Annotated in this window: 16 protein-coding genes; 13 read left to right on the forward strand and 3 right to left on the reverse strand. The window is 50.8% G+C overall.

Annotated elements, in window-relative coordinates; genetic code table 11:
* Positions 1 to 180: 180 nt before the first annotated feature.
* From LKD70_RS06075 to LKD70_RS06135, 13 genes are all read left to right on the forward strand, one after another.
* Positions 181 to 1,416 carry an extracellular solute-binding protein gene (locus LKD70_RS06075; RefSeq protein ID WP_227707143.1) on the forward strand — a complete coding sequence of 412 codons (1,236 nt, stop codon included), beginning with the start codon at positions 181 to 183 and terminating at the stop codon, positions 1,414 to 1,416.
* Between the two features lie 43 nt (positions 1,417 to 1,459).
* Positions 1,460 to 2,839, forward strand: coding sequence for a carbohydrate ABC transporter permease (locus LKD70_RS06080; RefSeq protein ID WP_227707144.1), 1,380 nt, complete (start codon positions 1,460 to 1,462; stop codon positions 2,837 to 2,839).
* 3 nt (positions 2,840 to 2,842) lie between these two features.
* Positions 2,843 to 3,715 (forward strand): sugar ABC transporter permease, encoded by an 873-nt coding sequence (locus LKD70_RS06085; protein ID WP_227707145.1) that lies wholly within the window; start codon positions 2,843 to 2,845, stop codon positions 3,713 to 3,715.
* 39 nt (positions 3,716 to 3,754) lie between these two features.
* The gene (gene pulA, locus LKD70_RS06090; protein ID WP_407690915.1) at positions 3,755 to 5,854 is read left to right on the forward strand and encodes a type I pullulanase; all 2,100 of its coding nucleotides are present in this window, start codon (positions 3,755 to 3,757) and stop codon (positions 5,852 to 5,854) included.
* Positions 5,855 to 5,897: 43 nt separating this feature from the next.
* A complete protein-coding gene (locus LKD70_RS06095) occupies positions 5,898 to 7,886 on the forward strand; it encodes an amylo-alpha-1,6-glucosidase (RefSeq protein ID WP_407690916.1) in 1,989 nt (662 codons plus the stop codon).
* Positions 7,887 to 7,895: 9 nt separating this feature from the next.
* A complete protein-coding gene (locus tag LKD70_RS06100) occupies positions 7,896 to 9,650 on the forward strand; it encodes a glycoside hydrolase family 13 protein (RefSeq protein ID WP_227707146.1) in 1,755 nt (584 codons plus the stop codon).
* A gap of 20 nt (positions 9,651 to 9,670) precedes the next feature.
* Positions 9,671 to 11,341, forward strand: coding sequence for a glycoside hydrolase family 13 protein (locus LKD70_RS06105; RefSeq protein WP_227707215.1), 1,671 nt, complete (start codon positions 9,671 to 9,673; stop codon positions 11,339 to 11,341).
* A 79-nt stretch (positions 11,342 to 11,420) separates the two neighbouring features.
* On the forward strand, positions 11,421 to 12,161 hold the full coding sequence (locus tag LKD70_RS06110) for a YoaK family protein (protein ID WP_227707147.1): 741 nt from the start codon (positions 11,421 to 11,423) through the stop codon (positions 12,159 to 12,161).
* Between the two features lie 457 nt (positions 12,162 to 12,618).
* Entirely contained in the window at positions 12,619 to 14,550 is a 1,932-nt protein-coding gene (thrS, locus tag LKD70_RS06115; RefSeq protein WP_227707148.1) for a threonine--tRNA ligase, read from the forward strand.
* Positions 14,551 to 14,709: 159 nt separating this feature from the next.
* A complete protein-coding gene (locus tag LKD70_RS06120) occupies positions 14,710 to 16,047 on the forward strand; it encodes an MATE family efflux transporter (RefSeq protein ID WP_407690917.1) in 1,338 nt (445 codons plus the stop codon).
* Entirely contained in the window at positions 16,023 to 16,442 is a 420-nt protein-coding gene (locus LKD70_RS06125; RefSeq protein WP_227707150.1) for a hypothetical protein, read from the forward strand. Before LKD70_RS06120 ends, LKD70_RS06125 begins: the two co-directional genes overlap by 25 nt.
* A gap of 26 nt (positions 16,443 to 16,468) precedes the next feature.
* On the forward strand, positions 16,469 to 17,008 hold the full coding sequence (locus LKD70_RS06130; RefSeq protein WP_227707151.1) for a type II TA system antitoxin MqsA family protein: 540 nt from the start codon (positions 16,469 to 16,471) through the stop codon (positions 17,006 to 17,008).
* A 53-nt stretch (positions 17,009 to 17,061) separates the two neighbouring features.
* Positions 17,062 to 17,433, forward strand: coding sequence for a SocA family protein (locus LKD70_RS06135; protein ID WP_227707216.1), 372 nt, complete (start codon positions 17,062 to 17,064; stop codon positions 17,431 to 17,433).
* Between the two features lie 81 nt (positions 17,434 to 17,514).
* On the opposite strand, the gene LKD70_RS06140 is transcribed toward LKD70_RS06135, so the two are convergent.
* Genes LKD70_RS06140 through LKD70_RS06150 form a run of 3 tightly spaced genes read right to left on the reverse strand, consistent with a single transcriptional unit; the run spans position 17,515 to position 19,449 of the window.
* Positions 17,515 to 18,555, reverse strand: coding sequence for a DUF4097 family beta strand repeat-containing protein (locus tag LKD70_RS06140; RefSeq protein ID WP_227707152.1), 1,041 nt, complete (start codon positions 18,553 to 18,555; stop codon positions 17,515 to 17,517).
* Positions 18,552 to 19,136, reverse strand: coding sequence for a DUF1700 domain-containing protein (locus tag LKD70_RS06145; RefSeq protein ID WP_227707153.1), 585 nt, complete (start codon positions 19,134 to 19,136; stop codon positions 18,552 to 18,554). The genes LKD70_RS06140 and LKD70_RS06145 overlap by 4 nt, the downstream gene beginning before the upstream one ends.
* On the reverse strand, positions 19,123 to 19,449 hold the full coding sequence (locus LKD70_RS06150; RefSeq protein ID WP_227707154.1) for a PadR family transcriptional regulator: 327 nt from the start codon (positions 19,447 to 19,449) through the stop codon (positions 19,123 to 19,125). The genes LKD70_RS06145 and LKD70_RS06150 overlap by 14 nt, the downstream gene beginning before the upstream one ends.
* Positions 19,450 to 19,616: the final 167 nt, after the last annotated feature.

The following is a 19,616-nucleotide window of genomic DNA, read 5'->3' on the forward strand; positions in this document are numbered from 1 at the left end:
AAAAACGGGGAGTGGGCGATTATAGAGATATGAAAAAATATTGCACAAATTTCACAAAAGGAAATTGTATAAAACAGATAAAAATAAAAAATATGTAAAAAAATATTGACGATTTTGTTAAGAAAGCCTATGATGAGGATAGCGAAACAATACGAAACAATATTAAAGGAGGATGTAAAGATGAGAAGAAGAGCGGTGTCACTTCTGCTCGCTGCGCTTATGATGTCCGGCCTGGCAGTCACAGGGCTTACCGGATGCGGCAGCAGCGAAGGAGGGGAGAGCGTCCGTCTGATGGTGTGGTCTCCTTCGGAAGACCAGTCTAAGGACAGCGGAGAATGGCTGCAGACCTGCTGCGAGGCGTTTGCGGACGCGCATCCGGAATGGGATATCACTTTTGTGTATGGAGTAATGGATGAGGCAAGCGCGGGAGAACAGGTTGCCCAGGACCCGGATGCAAGCGCCGACGTATTTATGTACGCGAACAACTCTCTTGAACCTATGAGAAACGCGGACGCGATTGTAAGATTCGGAGGAAAGTACCGGGAGCAGATAGAGTCCACAAACAGCCAGGAGGTTCTGGATACGCTGATTATGGATGACAATCTGTACGGTATCCCGTTTACAACAAATACATGGTTTATGTATTACGATAAAAGTGTATTCTCGGAAGAGGATATTAAAAGTCTCGACGCAATGCTTGAGAAAGGAGTTGTATCCTTCCCGTTCGTGAACTCATGGTATCTGCCGGCCTTCTATCTCGGAAACGGATGTACCCTGTTCGGCGAGGACGGAAAAGATGAGGAGGCAGGCGTGGATTTCGGAGGAGAAAATGCGGTGGAAGTTACCAACTATCTCATCGATCTCGAACAGAACCCGAACTTCAGGATTGATGACCTGGGCTCCGGCCTGGCGGGCTTGAGAGACGGAAGCGTGAATGCCCTCTTCTCCGGTTCATGGGATGCCAATGCAGTGAAGGAGGCGCTGGGAGACAACATAGGCGTAGCCGCACTTCCTACCTATACATTAAACGGAGAGGAAAAACAGATGTACGCGTATGCCGGCACAAAGGCAATCGGCGTGAACACCCACAGCGATTACATGGTGCAGGCGGTTGAGCTTGCCATCTGGCTCGGCAATGCGGAATCTCAGCGGCTCCACTATGAACTTCGCCAGGTTGTACCCTGCAATACGGAACTGCTTGAGGAAGAGGATATTATGTCAGATGAACTTGTGACGGCACAGAACAATACATTCAGCTACACTTCGATCATACAGCCTCTTGTAAACCAGATGAACAACTGCTGGACTCCGGTTGAAAATATGGGCAAGGGAATCAGAAACGGGTCTGTAACCCACGACAACGCGAAAGAGCAGACGGAGCAGATGAACGAAGCGATGAACAGCGACGGTATCTGATCCGGCGCGTGAGAATGCAATAGAATATGACGAGGTGAAGAGGATGGGAATTTTGAAAAAAAGAGTCAATGATTTTCCGACTCCCTATACATGCAGAAGAGCAGTCAGTGAAGGCGATATGGCGACAAAGCTTACCATGGTGCTCATGGGTTTCGGAAATATGGTGCACGGCCAGATTGTAAAGGGCCTTCTTTTCCTGGCTGTGGAAGTGGCATATGTGGTTTTTATGATTGTAAACGGCGCGGGATTCCTGGCAATGCTTCCTTCACTCGGCTCAGTGGAGCAGAAGGAAGTGTGGGATGAGGCACAGCAGATTTACGTGTATACGGGAGGAGACCAGTCCGTACTGATTCTTCTTTACGGTGTGGCAACAGTGATTCTGACCGGACTGATGGTATGTGCCTGGATGTGTTCTCTCAGAAGCGCGTACAAGGCAGAGTGCCTGGCAAGGGAAGGCAGGCATGTAAACAGTTTCAGAGAGGATTTAAAATCGCTCCTCCATGAGAACCTGCACCGGCTTCTCATGACGCCGCCAATGGTTTTCATCGGCGCGTTCACAATCCTGCCGCTGATCTTTATGATCTGTATGGCATTTACAAACTACAGTAAAATTGACAGCCATCTGATGCTTTTTGACTGGGTAGGTCTTGACAATTTCAAGGCTCTGTTTGACTCAAGCAGTATTCTTGGAAGCACCTTCTGGTCTGTACTTGGATGGACGCTTGTGTGGGCGTTTTTCGCGACATTTTCCAACTATATCTTCGGAATGATCATCTCACTTATGATCAACCGGAAGGGAACGAGGGCGAAAGGGTTCTGGAGATTCTGCTTTGTCCTTTCCTGCGCGGTGCCCATGTTTGTTTCGCTTCTGATCATGAGGACAATGCTTCAGCCGGAAGGGGCTGTCAACGTCCTGTTAAGGAACCTGGGGCTGATCGCTTCAGACGCAAGCCTTCCGTTCTTTACAGACCCCACCTGGGCGAGAGTGACGGTCATCGTTGTAAATATCTGGGTCGGCGTACCTTATACACTGCTTCAGCTTACCGGTGTACTCCAGAATATCCCGGGAGAGCTCTACGAGGCGGCCCAGGTGGACGGAGCCAACGCGATTCAGACATTTACGAAGATTACGCTGCCGTATATGCTGTACGTGACAACTCCGTACCTGATTGTTACATTTACAGGAAATGTCAACAACTTCAACGTAATCTATCTGCTTTCGGGAGGCGATCCTGTCACCGATCTGTCGTCCACGGCAGGTAAGACGGACCTGCTTGTCACATGGCTGTACAAGCTGACGGTCGACAAGCAATACTACAATATCGGCGCGGTTATCGGTATTCTGACATTTATTATTCTGGCGATCGGCGCGCTGTTTACATACCGCAACAGTAAATCATACAAAGAAGAAGGAGGGTTCTAAGACATGGCTGGAAAGAAAATGCAGTCCGCTAGCAGAAAGCGTTTTATTAACAACACGATTGTCCATGTGATTCTTGCAGTCCTGGCCGTGATCTGGGTATTTCCCATCGTGTGGGTGATCCTGACCAGTTTCCGCGCGGAGAAGGGTTCCTACGTGTCCACGTTCCTTCCCCAGTCCTATACACTGGACAATTACATCAGGCTGTTTACAGATACAACGATTTTAAACTTCCCGCAGATGTTTATGAACACACTGTTTATCGCCATCTGCTCCTGCATACTGGCGACGTTCTATGTGCTGGCCGTGTCCTACTGCCTGTCAAGGCTTCGCTTTAAGCTGAGGAAACCATATATGAACATGGCTATGATTCTGGGACTGTTCCCCGGATTTATGTCCATGATCGCAGTATACTTTATCTTAAAGGCTTTGGGAATGACAGAAGGAAATCTGATCAAGCTGGCGCTCATTCTTGTATACTCGGGCGGAGCCGGGCTCTCTTTCCAGATTGCCAAGGGATTCTTTGACACCATCCCCATGGCGGTGGATGAGGCGGCAATTCTGGACGGGTGTACAAGATGGCAGATATTTACAAAGATCACGCTTCCTTTAAGCAAGCCGATCGTCGTGTATACAGTACTTACCTCCTTTATGTCCCCATGGCTGGATTTCATCTTCGCAAAGGTGATATGCCGGGCAAACTCTGACCAGTATACAATTGCCATCGGACTTTGGAGGATGCTCGAGAAAGAATACATAGACAGCTGGTACACCTGCTTTGCGGCAGGGGCGGTGCTGATCTCGATTCCGATCGCCGCACTGTTCCTGTATATGCAGAGATACTATGTGGACGGAATGTCCGGCGCGGTCAAAGGATAACGCCTGTCTGCAATGTAAATATGAAAGCCTGCAGGATAGATGCCGACGGCAGTATCCATCCTGCAGGCTTATGTCTACCGCAGAATGGGCGGCTTTCCGGCCGGCAGGGCATCAAGGCGGACAGAGGGAACGCTTTGCAATAAACAGAAGAAAGGCATACTGATTATGAAGACACCACTGGAATGGAAAAAGTATTATGAAAGCCCTTCGTTCAGGGAAAATTACATATATAAAGGAAATGACCTGGGGGTGAGCTGCACGGCCGGGAGGACTTTATTTAAGCTCTGGAGTCCTTCGGCAGACAGCGTCACCCTGAATCTGTACAGGGAAGGAAGCGCGGGAGAAGCGTATGCGCATATTCCCATGTCCGGAGAGGAAAATGGCGTGTGGAGTTTCGCGGCCAAAGAAAACATGCATGGAGTCTATTATGACTACACACTTGTGATTGAAGATGAGACGGTTACCAGCGCGGACCCGTACGCAAAGGCGTGCGGAATCAACGGGCGCAGAAGCATGGCTGTGGACTTAAGGTTAACGGACCCGGATGGATGGGAGTTTGACAGATCTCCGGAAAAAGGGCCTGAGCAGGTTATCTATGAACTGCACGTAAAAGAATTTTCCTGGGATGCTTCCGGAGGTTTTCCGGAGGAGGTAAGAGGAAAGTATAAAGCGTTCACATGCGGCAGCACGACGCTTTACCATGATGGGATACACCCCACGGGCCTTGACTATCTGCGCGGCTTAGGAGTGACCCACATTCAGATTATGCCCGCGTACGATTACGGTTCCGTGGACGAAGAGGGTGAGGATACACAGTTTAACTGGGGATATGACCCGGTAAATTATAACGTGCCGGAAGGCTCCTATTCCTCAGACCCGGCTCACGGCGAGGTACGCGTCAGGGAGATGAAGGAGATGATACAGGCGCTTCATGCCCGCGGATTCAGAGTGATTATGGATGTGGTGTATAATCATACCTATTCTCTGGATTCCTGGTTTCAGAGGACGGCGCCGTGGTACTTCTACCGCGTGTTTGATGACGGGCGGATCTCCAACGGCTCTGCCTGCGGAAATGATGTGGCAAGCGAGCGGGAGATGTGCGCGGACTATATTCTCCAGTCGGTTTTGTACTGGACGCAGGAGTACCATATTGACGGGTTCCGCTTTGATCTGATGGGGCTTCTTGATGTAGGGCTGATGAACCGGATTAGAAGGGAACTGGATGAGAGGTACGGTAAAGGGGAAAAACTGCTTTTCGGAGAACCCTGGGCGGCCGGGGAGACTGCCATGGAAGGCGGCGCCGTCCCTGCGCTTAAGAAAAACATTTCCCTTCTGGACGAAAATATAGGCATGTTCTGCGATGATACGCGGGACGCTGTAAAAGGTTCCGCGCTTAAAGTTAAAAAGCCCGGATTTATAAACGGAGCGGAGGAAAAAGAAGAGGATATTATAAGCAGCGCCGGGGCGTGGTGCGGGGAACAGACGGGGAAAAAGTACGGGGTGAAAGCTCCTTCCCAGGTGATTACTTACGTGTCCGCGCACGACAACCAGACACTCTGGGATAAACTGACCGAGACCATGCCAGGATCGGACAGGGAAGAAAAGATGCGGCTTAACCGTATGGCGGCGGCTCTCTATATGACATGCCAGGGAACTTTGTTCCTTCTCTCCGGCGAAGAGTTTGCCCGGACAAAGGAAGGGATGGAAGACTCATATAACGCGCCGATCAGCCTGAACAGGCTGGACTGGGAGCAGGCGTGGGAAAACCGCTCTCTCGTGGAATACTATCAGGGACTGATCGCCTTAAGGAAACAGCTTCCGGGCCTCTGTGACAAGTCAGAAGAGGCTTCCGCGCGGATCTTTGGTATAGCAAAGGAGGAGGGGGCTGTAAGTTTTCTTGTGGATAACCGTCCGCAGGAGAGATGGAGCATATTGAAGATTGTCTACAACAGCAGCAGAAAGACGAAGAAGGTTTCCCTGGGAGGAGAAAAGTGGGAGGTGCTCTGCGACGGCAGAGACAGCAGGCTCTGGCAGTCTCCGGGATACGTGGAGGGAGAAACGCGGATTCTTCCCCAGAGCGTTTTGATTCTCGGGAGGCCCCGGATGCGCGCGGCGCAAAACACGCTTAAGGCGGTGTGATTGCGGCAGATTATAACATTGTATTATCAAGGAGAAAAAACCCATGGGCATGAAATGGATTTATGGAAGACAGGATTATCAGACACTAGAGCGGGCACAGGAAAACTGTTATCTTATGACTAACGCTCTGGGAGGTTTTTCCTCCCTGACCGCGGCAGGGTCCGCGGCCCGCAATGACCACGCGTTCCTTATGGCCTGCACACACGCCCCGAACAACCGCGTCAACATGGTGCACCGTCTGTCTGAAAAAATTACGGACCGGGACGGGGGCACATGGACGCTTTCCTCCCAGGAATTTGCCGACGGGACAAAAGAGGAAGGGTACCGCCTGCTTTGGAAATTCTGCTATGAGGATTATCCTGTCTGGACCTATTGCGCGGACGGCGTAGAGGTGGTGAAGGAGGCTGCCCTAAGGCATGGGGAGAATACAGTTGTGGCGCGCTACCGTGTGAGAAACGCGAGGAGAAGCGGCATACAGCTTCGCGTGACGCCCTTTTTTCAGTTTATGCCAAAAGGGGAGGATATGCCTCCCGGGAAAACATTTGTCAGAAGCGGAAATATGATTAAAAGCGAAGAAATGTCTCTGGCCTTCCTGACGGACGGGGTGGTGAAGGATATCCCGGAAATATCCGAGACGTACAGATATGCGTATGATGTCTGCGACGGCAGGAGAGAGACGGGACTTTCGAAAGCGTGTATTCAAATCGGCCTGGATGTGGAAGCGGGAGAAGAAAAGGAACTCTGCCTTGTGTTCTGCGCAGATGAAGCCTGCCGGGCACAGTGGGGAAAAGCCCCAAAAAATACAGAGGCGGCCAGGCTTGCAAAAACAGTGATAGAAGAAACGGTCCGCAGGCGTCGGATGCTGGAAGAAAAGGCGGGATTTCGCGACAGGACGGCTTCGTTTCTCGCGAAAAGCGCAGACCAGTTTATTGCCCGCAGGGAGTCGACGAAAGGAAGTACAATACTCGCGGGCTTTCCCTTCTTTGAAGACTGGGGGAGAGACACGATGATCGCCCTTCCCGGGGTGTGCATCGCTACACACAGGTATGAAGAGGCAGAATCAATCCTGAGAACATTCGCTCAGTATGAGAAAAAGGGGCTGATGCCCAATCTGTTTCCGGAAGGAAAGAGCGAGCCGATGTATAACACGGCGGACGCCGCCCTTCTTTTTATCAACTGTGTCTGGCTGCTGCAGTGTTCCGCGGAGAAGATTTCCTTCCTTGAGGAAATGTTTCCTGTTATGGAACGCATCGTTGCCGCTTATGAAAAAGGGACAGACTTCAGTATCCATATGGACAGCGACGGGCTGATCTGCGCGGGCAGCGGCCTGGACCAGGTGACATGGATGGATGTGCGCGCGGGAGAGATTCTCCCCACGCCAAGACACGGCAAGCCTGTGGAGATCAACGCATACTGGTACAACGCTCTTGAGATTATGTCCAGGGCCTGCCGGATGCTTGGAAAAGACGGGGAAAAATATGAATCTCTTTCACGGAAGGTAAAGAAATCTTTTGAGGAGAAATTCTGGATGGAGGAGAGGCACTGCCTGAAAGATGTGCTCTCCGGTACGGCGGCGGACACTCAGATCCGATGCAACCAGATATGGGCCCTGTCCATGCCGTTTCCCGTCCTTGAGGGAGAAAAAGCCAGACAGGTGGTGGACACAGTAGAGGAAAAGCTCTACACACCTTACGGGCTCCGCACTCTTGCGCCGGATGACCCGGAGTTTCATTCTGTTTACACGGGAAGCATGCTTAATCGCGACCTGGCCTACCATCAGGGAACAGTCTGGGTCTTTCCGCTGGGCGCCTTCTATATCGCCTGCCTGCGGGCCGGCGGATATGACGAGCGCTCGTTAAGGAAGGTAAAAGAGGGGCTTGACGCGTTAGAGGGAGCCATGCGGGAAGGATGCGCCGGGCAGCTCCCCGAGATTTACGACGGAGGGAATCCCACAGTGTCGAAAGGGTGTTTTGCCCAGGCGTGGAGTGTGGGAGAGGTTCTCAGAGTATACCGGGAGATTGAAAAGGCTTAGGAGAAGAGTATGGATTTTTCAGCAGTATATCACAAGACATCAGAGCAGATGAGCTACGCACTCAATGAAAACGAACTGATTATCAACCTGAAGACAGGATTTGACGTTAAGCAGGTATTTATTGTCCACGGTGATCCCTTCGACGCGGGAATCCTCGGCGGAAGTGAAAAATGGCACGGGACGAGAGAGGAGATCGTGTACAAAAAACGGCTTTCCCATCATATGTGGTGGACAACCACGCTTGTCCCTCCGTATAAGAGATGTAAATATTACTTTGAACTGCATACAGAAGACGAGGTCTGGTACTGTTTTGAGGACGGATTCCTGACAAAAGAACAGATGGACATGCCGGGGAGGATTCTCCAGTATTTCATTGTGCCGTGGATGAACTCCGCAGATATAAACCGCACGCCTGAATGGGTCAATGATACGGTGTGGTACCAGATCTTTCCGGACCGGTTCGCAAACGGTACGCCGGATAAAAACGCATCCGATGTCCTGCCCTGGCAGACCGGTCCGGTGACAAACCGGGAGAAATATGGCGGCAATCTGGAAGGGATCCGTCAGAAGCTGCCCTATCTGAGAGAACTTGGCGTCACGGGAATCTATTTAAACCCCGTGATGGAGGCGGATTCAAACCATAAGTACAATACGACAGACTATATGAAGATCGACCCTTCCTTCGGCGATAACGCAGACATGCGCCGGGTTGTGGAAGAAGCCCACAAATCAGGAATCCGTGTCATGGTGGACGCTGTGTTCAACCACAGCGGCACGGCTTTCGCGCCGTGGAAGGACGTACTTGAGAAGGGAAAAGACTCTCCTTTTGCGGACTGGTTTATGATCAACGACTGGTCTGCCCTCAGGGAGAGAAGGGACACAAGGGACGGCAGGTTTTACTCGTTTGCCTTCGCGGACTGGATGCCGAAGCTTAACACAAACAATGAGGAAGTGATTGACTATTTCTGCGGCGTATGCGAGAGATGGATCAGGGAATTTTCTATCGACGCCATCCGCTTCGACGTGGGAAACGAAGTGTCCCATCTGTTTTTAAAGCGGATGAGAAAACGTCTCAAAAAAATAAAACCGGATATCTATCTGCTGGGTGAGATCTGGCATGACGCAAGCCAGTGGCTTGCGGGAGACGAGTACGACTCAGTGATGAATTATCCGCTTATGAGCGGAATCCACGACTTTTTCCTGGATAAGTCCATGGACAAAAAAGAGTTTGAGTACATGGTAAACCGCTGCTATACTATGTATATGCAGCAGTGCAATAATGTCCTTTTTAACCTTCTGGATTCCCACGACACACAGCGGCTGATGAGCCGTTTTCATGATCTGGACATTTTTTACCAGCAGCTCGCCATCCTGTTTACACTGCCGGGAAGCCCCTGCATTTACTATGGCACGGAGATTGCCATGGAGGGCGGGTTTGACCCGGACTGCAGGAGGTGCATGCCGTGGGATGAGATCGGTTCCAGGGAGAACCAGGAGCGGATCGCGCAGATGCGCAGGCTGATCCGTATGCGGCAGACATACCCGGCGCTTAAGAGTCCGTATTTCCACTTTCCGAACCGGTATGAAAACCGCCGGTGCGTGGAGTATATCAAGCTGGACCGGGAAGGCGGGAAAACGGAGATTGTACTCAACTGTTCCCGGGAGGGTGTGCATGTGGGAGAATCCGGGGAGGTTCTTTTCGCACGCAGATACAAAGAGGGCATACTGGAGAAAAACGGAACGCTTGTAAGGAGGATTTCATGACTTTGAAGGAACATGCAGCAATGGAAGAAATACAGGACACAGGACGCAAAGGGAGAGAGGAGGGCAGCCGCCGCTGGTGGAAAGACGCGGTTGTATATCAGATTTATCCGAAGAGTTTTCAGGATACGGACGGGGACGGAACGGGGGATATCCGCGGAATCATAAGCCGTCTGGATTATTTAAAAGATCTGGGCATCGACGCGGTGTGGATCTCGCCCATGTACCGCTCCCCACAGGATGACAACGGTTATGACATCTCCGATTATCAGGACATTGACCCCATGTTCGGCACGCTTGACGATATGGACGAACTGATCGCGGAGGCGAAAAAGAGGGGAATCCGCATCATCATGGACCTTGTGTTAAACCATACATCTGACGAACACAGATGGTTTTTGGAGGCGAAGAAGGGAAAAGACAATCCGTACCATGACTACTATGTGTGGAAGGACGGCGAGGAGGGCATATATCCCAACGACATGAAAGCGGCGTTCGGAGGCCCGGCATGGGAGTGGGTGCCTGAGTTAAAACAGTATTATTTCCATCAGTTTTCTGTAAAGCAGCCTGATTTAAACTGGGAGAATGAACAGGTCCGCCGGGAGATCTACGACATGATTCTCTGGTGGATGGAACGGGGCGTGGGCGGATTCCGCCTGGATGTGATCGACCAGATTGCAAAAGAGCCGGATAAGGGGATCACAAACAACGGACCCAGACTCCACGAATTTCTGCGGGAGATGAGCCGGGAGACGTTTCAGAAGGGCGATCTGATCACCGTTGGGGAAGCGTGGGGCGCCACGCCGGAGCTTGCGAAGCTCTACAGCTGTCCGGACGGAAGCGAGTTCTCCATGGTGTTCCAGTTCGAGCACAGTATGCTGGATCAGGAGGAGGGAAAGGAAAAATGGGATCTCATCCCCCTTCCCTTTGTTAAGCTCAAAAAGTGTCTTGCCAGATGGCAGGAAGAACTGTATGGAACCGGGTGGAACAGTCTGTTCTGGGATAATCATGACCTGCCCCGGATCGTCTCCCGCTGGGGCGACGACGGGGAATACCGGGCGGAGTCGGCGAAGATGCTGGCCGCCGTGCTCCATGGAATGCAGGGAACACCTTACATTTACCAGGGGGAAGAGCTTGGCATGACCAACGTGAAATTTAAGGATATCAGCGAGTACCGGGATATCGAGACGCTGAACCTGTACGAGGAGCGCACAGCAGCCGGATATGGAAAGGAAGAGGTCATGCGCTCCATCTACGCCAAGAGCAGAGACAATGCCCGCACGCCCATGCAGTGGGATGACACGGAACATGCCGGTTTTACAAAAGGAACGCCGTGGATCGCCGTGAATCCGAACTACCGGGAGATTAATGCGGAAGCGGAGAGAAAAGATCCGGATTCGGTGTATCATTTTTACCGGAAGCTCGTCCGTTTAAGAAAAGAGTACCAGGTGTTCGCGGACGGGAAATTTGAACTTCTCCTCCCGGAAGATGAGCAGATTTTCGCTTATACGCGGACGGATAATGAAAGCCGGATGCTTGTATGCGCAAACTTTTCGGGAGAACCCGCGAAGTGGACGATGCCGGAAGAATGGAAGGACGCAGAAACGCTCATTCACAACTGTGAGGGAACTCCCGGGGAAAATCTTAAGCCCTACGAGGCATATATCGTTCTGAAAAAGAGGACGGATTTGTAAAAAAGCCTCTGCTGAAAATCTTTACAAATCCGGACAGGGTGCTATAATGGATTGCGGTCAAAGGAGAGTTGAGATTGAAATGGAAAACAATTCAGATGTCCGCGCCCATTTTATCATGGCAGTGTGCGGAGGTTTTTTCGGAGGATATGCGATATTCGGAAGAATGAAGGTTTTCGGTTCCGCCATGACCGCGAACCTGATCGAGCTTGTGGGAGATCTGCTGGGAAGAGACGCAAAAGAGATCGCCCTGAGGGGCGGAGCGCTTGTACTGTACGCGGGTGCTATGGTGCTTTTCGCAGTGCTGTCGGAAAAGACAGAATGGAACCTGAAGAGGCTTGTGTTCCTCTTTGAGTTTCTTGCGATTGCCGCGCTCGCTTTTATGCCCGGGAATATGGATCCGATCCTGGCGCTCTATCCGGTCTTTTTCGTCACGTCATTTCAGTGGTGTGTGTTTAAAGGGGCGGACGGGTACGCGTGCTCTACGATTTTCTCCACGAACAATGTAAAGCAGACCGTCCTGTCTTTCTCGGAATACTTCCTGACAGAGAAGGGCAGGCACGATGAGAGAAACGAGAAGCTTAAGAAAGGAAAGTTTTTCGGCGGTACGCTTCTGTGCTTTCATTTCGGCGTGGCCTTCGCGTGGACAGGTCTTCATTTTATGGGATACGCGGCGGCGTGGCTTTGCCTGATTCCTCTTGCGGCGTGTGTCTGTACAGTGGAAGCGGGATATGCGGCAGAGAGAAAGGAGCGAAGCGAAAAGGAAAATTCTGCGGGGCAGGCGGGAAAATCGTTCTTGACACGGGCGCGTACTCTGGAGTAGAATAACCGATGTAGACAAAGCGTTGACGAGGACAGTAGGCTGTCCGGACATCTCAGAGAGGAATCTGTTCGGTGTGAGGGTTCTGATGGACGGGCTGACTGAAAACCACCTCCAAGCGGCCTTAATACGGCACGGTGACTCCGTTATCGTCGGATGAATTGAGCAGGTTTTCCATGGAAAACAAGCAGGGTGGAACCGCGGGAGCACATCCCGTCCCTGCAGGAGTGTTTCCGTGCGGATATATCGTTCAGTGAACAAGAGGCACTCCGTTCGGAGTGCTTTTTTTGTACAGGCGACGCTCATAAGTCCGGGCTTGCCCGGGACTTTGTCGACCGCTTACAATCCCGGAATGTGCCGTCGGGCATTTCCGGCGACTGCGCCGTTTCTTCGCAAAAGGACGGATAAAAAACGGAAACAGGATCGAAAAGAAAAAAGAGAAGAGAAAGGAAGAAAAAGGATGAAGATCACATTAAAAGACGGCTCTGTAAAAGAGTACGCGCAGCCGATGAGCGTTATCGGTATAGCGCAGGACTTAAGCGAGGGCCTTGCAAGAGTTGCCACAGCCGGCGAGGTGAACGGGGAGATCGTTGATTTGAGAACAGTCATTGAGAACGACTGCAGCCTCAATATCCTGACATTTAATGACGAGAAGGGAAAAGGGGCGTTCCGCCACACTGCGTCCCACATTATGGCCCAGGCGATCAAGCGCCTGTTCCCGGATACAAAGCTTGCCATCGGCCCTTCCATCGCCGACGGATTCTACTATGACGTGGACAGAGAAACTCCTCTTACAGCCGAGGATCTGGAGAAGATCGAGGCAGAGATGAAGAAGATCGTAAAGGAAAACCTTGAGATTAAGCAGTACACCATGCCGAGAGACGAGGCTGTCGCGTATTTTAAAGAGAAGGATGAGCCGTACAAGGTGGAGCTGATCGAGGATCTGCCGGAGGGCGAGACGATCAGTTTCTATTCTCAGGGTGAATTTACCGACCTGTGCGCAGGCCCCCATCTGATGACGACAAAGCCGGTGAAGGCGTTTAAGCTGACAAGCCTTGCAGGAGCTTACTGGAGAGGCGACGAGCACAATAAAATGCTCCAGAGAATTTACGGAACCGCGTTTCCGAAGAAGGCGGAATTAGAAGAGTACCTTACCATGATCGAGGAGGCGAAAAAGCGCGATCACAGAAAACTCGGAAGAGAGCTGGGCCTGTTCATGATGCGTGAGGAGGGACCGGGATTCCCCTTCTTCCTGCCGAACGGAATGGTATTGAAGAATACGCTGCTTGACTACTGGAGAGAGATCCACAGAAAAGCGGGCTATGTGGAGATCAATACGCCGATCATGTTAAGCCGTCACCTCTGGGAGACGTCCGGACACTGGGATCACTATAAAGAGAACATGTATACAACGGTGATCGACGAGGAAGATTTTGCGATCAAGCCGATGAACTGCCCGGGAGGCATTCTTGTATATGAGTCAGAACCCCGTTCTTACCGTGACCTGCCGATCAGAATGGGAGAACTGGGACTGGTTCACCGCCATGAGAAGTCCGGACAGCTCCACGGCCTGATGAGAGTGCGCTGCTTTACGCAGGATGACGCGCATATTTTCATGATGCCGGAACAGATCAAGGATGAGATCAAAGGAGTAGTGAGGCTGATCGATGAGGTGTACAGCCTTTTCGGATTTAAGTACCATGTAGAACTCTCCACACGTCCCGAGGACAGCATGGGGAGCGACGAGGACTGGGAAATGGCGACAGATGCCCTTCGCGCTGCGCTTGACGACATCGGCCTTCCCTATGTGGTAAATGAAGGAGACGGCGCATTCTACGGCCCGAAGATCGACTTCCATCTGGAGGATTCCATCGGAAGAACATGGCAGTGCGGTACGATCCAGCTTGACTTCCAGCTTCCTTTAAGGTTTAATCTGGAATACACAGGGGCAGATGGAGAGAAACACAGACCGATTATGATTCACCGTGTCGTGTTCGGATCCATCGAGCGTTTTATCGGAATCCTGATCGAGCACTTTGCGGGCGCGTTCCCCACATGGCTGGCGCCGGTTCAGGTAAAGGTTCTCCCCATCTCCGACAAGCATATGGAGTATGGACAGAGCGTGCTGGACGCTCTGGCAGAAGCGGGAATCCGCGCCCAGATCGATGACCGCGCCGAGAAGATCGGATACAAGATCCGTGAGGCACAGCTTAAGAAGATCCCCTACATGCTGGTCGTAGGCGCGAAGGAAGAGGAAGAAAGAAAAGTGTCTGTCAGAAGCAGGTTCGCCGGGGATGAAGGGCAGTGCGGCCTGGATGAGTTTATCGCGCAGATCAGAAAAGAGATTGAGGAAAAAGTTCAGCGCGAGACAGTAAAGGACAAGACTGAGTAAAGCTCAGAGTATTGCCGTGCGGGCCCGGACTCTGGCTTGCCGGCTGTAAAAAAGAAACGAAGCGGATATGCTGTGTCCGCTTCGTTTCTCTGCGTGTGCGCCGCATCGCGGCAGCCGGACGGGACGCGGCGCGGCAGTGAGAGGAATGAGGAAAAAATGATGCGGGAAAGAATTTTTGACAACCGAAAGCTGGCGGCGCTTCTTATACCGCTTGCCATTGATCAGCTCTTGAACTCCTTTATGGGAACGGTGGACACGCTTGTCGTGAGCAACTTAGGTTCCGCGGCCATCTCTGCGGTCACGCTTGTAGATTCCATCAACGTGCTGATTGTGCAGGCATTTTTTGCGCTGGCATCAGGAGGTACGGTCGTCTGTTCCCACTATCTGGGATGCGGGAAGGAAGGGCACGCAAGGGAGGCGGCCCGGCAGCTTGTATTTATTACGTTCATTCTGTCTGTGGTAATTGCCGCCCTCTGTCTGGTATTCAACGGGCCGGTCTTAAAGCTCATCTTCGGCGAGGTGGAGGATGCCGTGATGGAAAACGCCAGGATCTACTTCCTGTTTTCCGCGGTGTCCTACCCGTTTATCGCGCTTTATGACGATGGTTCGTGTATTTTGAGATCCCAGGAGAACAGCAGTCTCCCCATGATGATCTCGGTGGCGGCAAATGTGGTGAATCTTGTGCTCAATATTCTTTTTGTGTGGGTGTTTCACTTCGGTGTGGCGGGATCGGCCTGCGCCACGATGACGGCGCGGATCTTCTCTATGCTGGCGGTTATGTATAAGCTGAGAAGCCCGAAGCTTACCGTGCCGCTTACGGGATATCTCTCCATACGCCCGGACTGGACAGAGGTCAGGAGAATCTTAAGGATCGGTATCCCATCCGGAGTGGAGAACAGCATGTTCCAGTTCGGAAAGCTGGCGATCCAGTCCACCGTCTCCCTGATGGGGACCGCGGCCATTGCGGCACAGGGGATGACAAATATTATAGAGAATCTGAACGGAATACTTGGAATCGGCATCGGCGTGGGCCTTATGACTGTGGTGGGCGAGACGCTCGGCGCCGGGCGGAAGGAAGAGGCGGTCTACTATGTGAAGAAGATCTGCGTTGTGGCGGAGTTTGTGATTATCGGCTCCTGTCTTGTCATGTTCGCGCTCCTTCACCCCATTGTTTACTTCGGAGGCATGGAGCCGGAGAGCGCGAAAATGTGTATCTTCATGGTGACATGTATTACGGTGGTCAAACCTCTCGTCTGGGTGATGGCTTTTGTCCCGGCTTACGGATTCCGGGCCGCGGGGGATGTGAGGTTCACCATGACGGTGTCTGTGATCTCCATGTGGGTCTGCAGGGTCAGCCTCGCCATTGTGCTCGCGAGAGTGTTCGGCATGGGTCCCATGGCGGTATGGATCGGTATGTTCACTGACTGGACGATCCGGTGTATCGTCAATACAGTGCGGTTTAAAAGCGGGAAATGGCTGGAACATCAGGTGGTGTAAAGAGTGTGCAGATTGTTCTCGATCTGGACGAGCGCTTTTTCCAGATTGGCGTATGTCCGGTTGTAGAGGGTGACTTTAATATAGATACTGATTTTATTTTAATACGGAAAAACAAGAAGGATGACCTGGAACATTCGACACCATATACGCTTTTAGATTTAGACTATGATATAAAGGATGTTGCCGACAGGCTGAAAGAACTGACTGTCGAAGAATATTCGGAAACTAAAATTGATAAGGATGACTTGGAACCACCGCTTCTTTTTGTATTCGGAAAAGAAATAAACAGAAAACTTGTATATATAAAGCTGAAAATTAAAGGAGATCAGAAAAGATACGTTTTGTGTGTATCATTCCACTATGCGAAGAATAAGATGAGATTTCCGTATGCATAATTGGAGATGAAAAGGGAGGAAGGACAATGGAGACCAGTATTTTGATCAGAAAGGTTCATATGAATTGTCCGTTGTGTGACAAGACGCATGAAGTAGAAGAAAGAAAACGTTTTGTGACAGTTACGCTGAAGGGAGAGGAAGTAACCTACGAAGAGAGGTTTTATTTTTGTGCAAATGCGGACGCGGATGAAAATGAATTTGAAACAGGCTCTATGACAAATGCGAATCTTATGAATGCCCGCAATGCCTACCGCATAAAACACGGCTTGCTTACTTCTGATGAGATCGTTGCAATAAGAGAAAGCTATGGTCTGTCACAGGTTGATCTTGCAAGATTGCTTGGATGGGGAGAAGCCACAATTTCAAGATATGAGAGTAAATCCATTCAGGATGAGGCTTATGATACAATGCTTCGCCTTATCAAGGATAATCCGTTAATAGCATTAGAATTTCTTAAAAAAAATGCCGATAAATTTTCCGGACTGAAACGAACGGAAATAAGAAGCAGAATTGTAGAAAAGCTTGATTCTTATGGGAAAGAGTACCTGATAAGATTGAAGCTGTAATCTCCTATATTGCTGAAAACGTGTCAAATCTGTTTAAAGTAAAACTTATGAAAATGCTCTGGTATGTGGATGCTTTTTCTTATAAAATGAGCGGATGCGCTGTAACGGGTATGGTTTACCGGCATAATGATATGGGAGCGCTTCCTGTTGGACATTATAGTCTTATGAATCTGGAAAATCTGGATGTTCGCGAGGAAGAGAGTGACAGATATGATTCAATGCTGCATATTTATCCGACAAAAGGAATGGATTATTCTGTTTTAACTGTCGATGAAAAGAAAATCATAGACAAGGTAATTAAGAAATTTAAAAATTACAGGGCAAAAGATATTATTGATTATATGCATGAAGAAAAAGCGTATACTGAGACAAAACCAGGAGATATTATTCCGTTTTCTCTGGCAAAGGAAATAAGGGAATTTTGAGAAGCAGCCGCGCCGGTGAGCAGATATCACAGGTGCGGCTGCTTCTCTTCTATAAATTCACGAATTTACTGTCTTTCATATTTACTGCCTTTCATACTGGATCTCAATATCCCCGTCCGCTGCGGTAAATTCTATCTGTTTCCGGCTGCCGGAGTCTGTCTCGTAGGACATCTCATCGGAATATTCATTGGACGTAAGCCGTCCGGAAGCATCGTCCGGCAGGCGGATGGCTCCGAACTCTGTGTTCAGAAGGAAGGAGAACATATCAAGCGGCTCATGGAGAGTGAACAGGGTATCTCCGTACTCGTTTTCCCCGGTCAGTGTCTCAAGCCCGGATACATCCAGAGTCAGGTCGCCGAATTCCACGGTGACGTCGGCGGCGCGGATGGAGCTGTTCTCAAAGGAGCTGTCCCCGTATTCATTCACCAGATTCAGTGTGTCCGCGGAGGAATCTGCCGCATCCAGATCTCCGGCGGAGAGCTGGACATCTGCATCTGTGAAGCTGCACCCGTTCATCTCCATGTCTCCGTAGTCAAGGCTGCAGGAGATCGTATCGGCAGATATATTCTCCAGAGTGAGACTGCCGAAGTCCAGATAAATGGAAAGGGTTTCGGCATGGAAGCCGGCCATGGAGAGATCCCCGTAGCCGCTTGTCAGGCCGACCTCTGAGAAAACGCAGTTCTCCGGGATGTACAGGCGGATGTAGGGGCTTGATGGAGCGGAAGGAATGGAAAAATCAGGACCGAAGAGGTAGAAGCCCTGAACGACCTGTTCCTCCTGGCTCAAGGTAAATGTATCTCCGGATACGTTCCATTCCGGTCTGCCGGCGTATCCGCTTAAGGAATACTCCAGATAGAACTGTCCGTCCTCTGAGGGAAGAAACTCTATATCCGCCCGGGAGTCAAGACGAAGGTCAATCCCGGTGAAGGGATCAATCGCTGTCTTTTCAAGACGGTAGTTTTCCCGTGTCTCTGACGCGGCGGAAGAAGCGGAGACAAATCCCTCCTCCGTGAACATGAATCCGGGGCGTCCTCCCGCGAAGATTCCCGCGGCGGTCAGTATGACTCCTGCGCCCATAAAGCATGAGGATAAAATAAGAATTTTTTTTGTAACCGGCTTCATTGTTTCTTTCCTCCTTTCATCATTTTCCCGAACTGGGCGGCAATTTTCCTCACAATCCAGAGAAACAGTTTCGCTGCTCCGTATACGATCAGTATGCCGATTCCGGCAAAGAACAGTCCGATTCCGATGTTGGACAGTCCGTCGGCGAACGACTGAAAGAGGAGAGCAGCTCCTCCGACAACGCTTAAGACTCCCATGGCGCACACGCACACGGCGGTCAGCACGACACAGAGGATAATGCAGGCTGCGACTGCGAGAAGCGTCAGGAGGATAATGACCGCGGCAAGCGCCAGAGGAATGGCCACAGGCGCCGCGAACACGGCAAGGATACCGATCCACACGGCAGAAAACCCGCGTTTCACGGTCTTCGGCGGTTCCTTTGCGTTGCGTACGGCAAGATCCATGATAAGCGCCTTCGCCGCATCTTCAGGATCACCCAGATCGCGGATGGCCTGTTCTTCGTTCTCCGGTCCCGCCTCGTCAAAATATTCTTCAAAATATTCTACGGCTCTGTAATAATCCTCCTTCGGCAGCCGGCGGAGGCAGTGGGTCAGCCGCTTCATATATTCACTTCGTTTCATCAGAAAACCCTCCTTTTACAATATCGTTGATAATGAATTTGTACTCTTCCCATTCCTTTAAAAGTTCTTTCTGCCGGATGCGTCCGGAATCGGTGATCCTGTAGTATCTGCGGTTGCGTCCCTGGTACTGTTCGTCGTATGTCTCCACGTAACCGTTCTCCTGAAGCCGCTTCAGGATCGGGTAGAGGGCGGAGTCCTTTGTGCGGGCGGCACGCTTGATGATCTGGCTGATCTGGTAGCCGTAGGCGTCGCCTTCCGCGATGACGGACAGAACGAGAAAATCCAGCATGGGAGCGTTCAGTGAAAATGTCATAGCCTCAGTCCTTTCTGTTCAGTCTTTCTGCAAAGTTTTTCAGAGTTTGTCTGCAAGGTCTGTCTGTGAAGCGGCAGACGGCAGAAGAGATATATCTGATAAAAATATATATCTTAATTTATATATATTATATTTTATATAATATACAATGTCAATACATATTGAAC

The organism is Ruminococcus turbiniformis (assembly GCF_020687545.1).
GTDB classification, from domain to species: Bacteria; Bacillota; Clostridia; order Lachnospirales; family Lachnospiraceae; genus Mediterraneibacter; species Mediterraneibacter turbiniformis.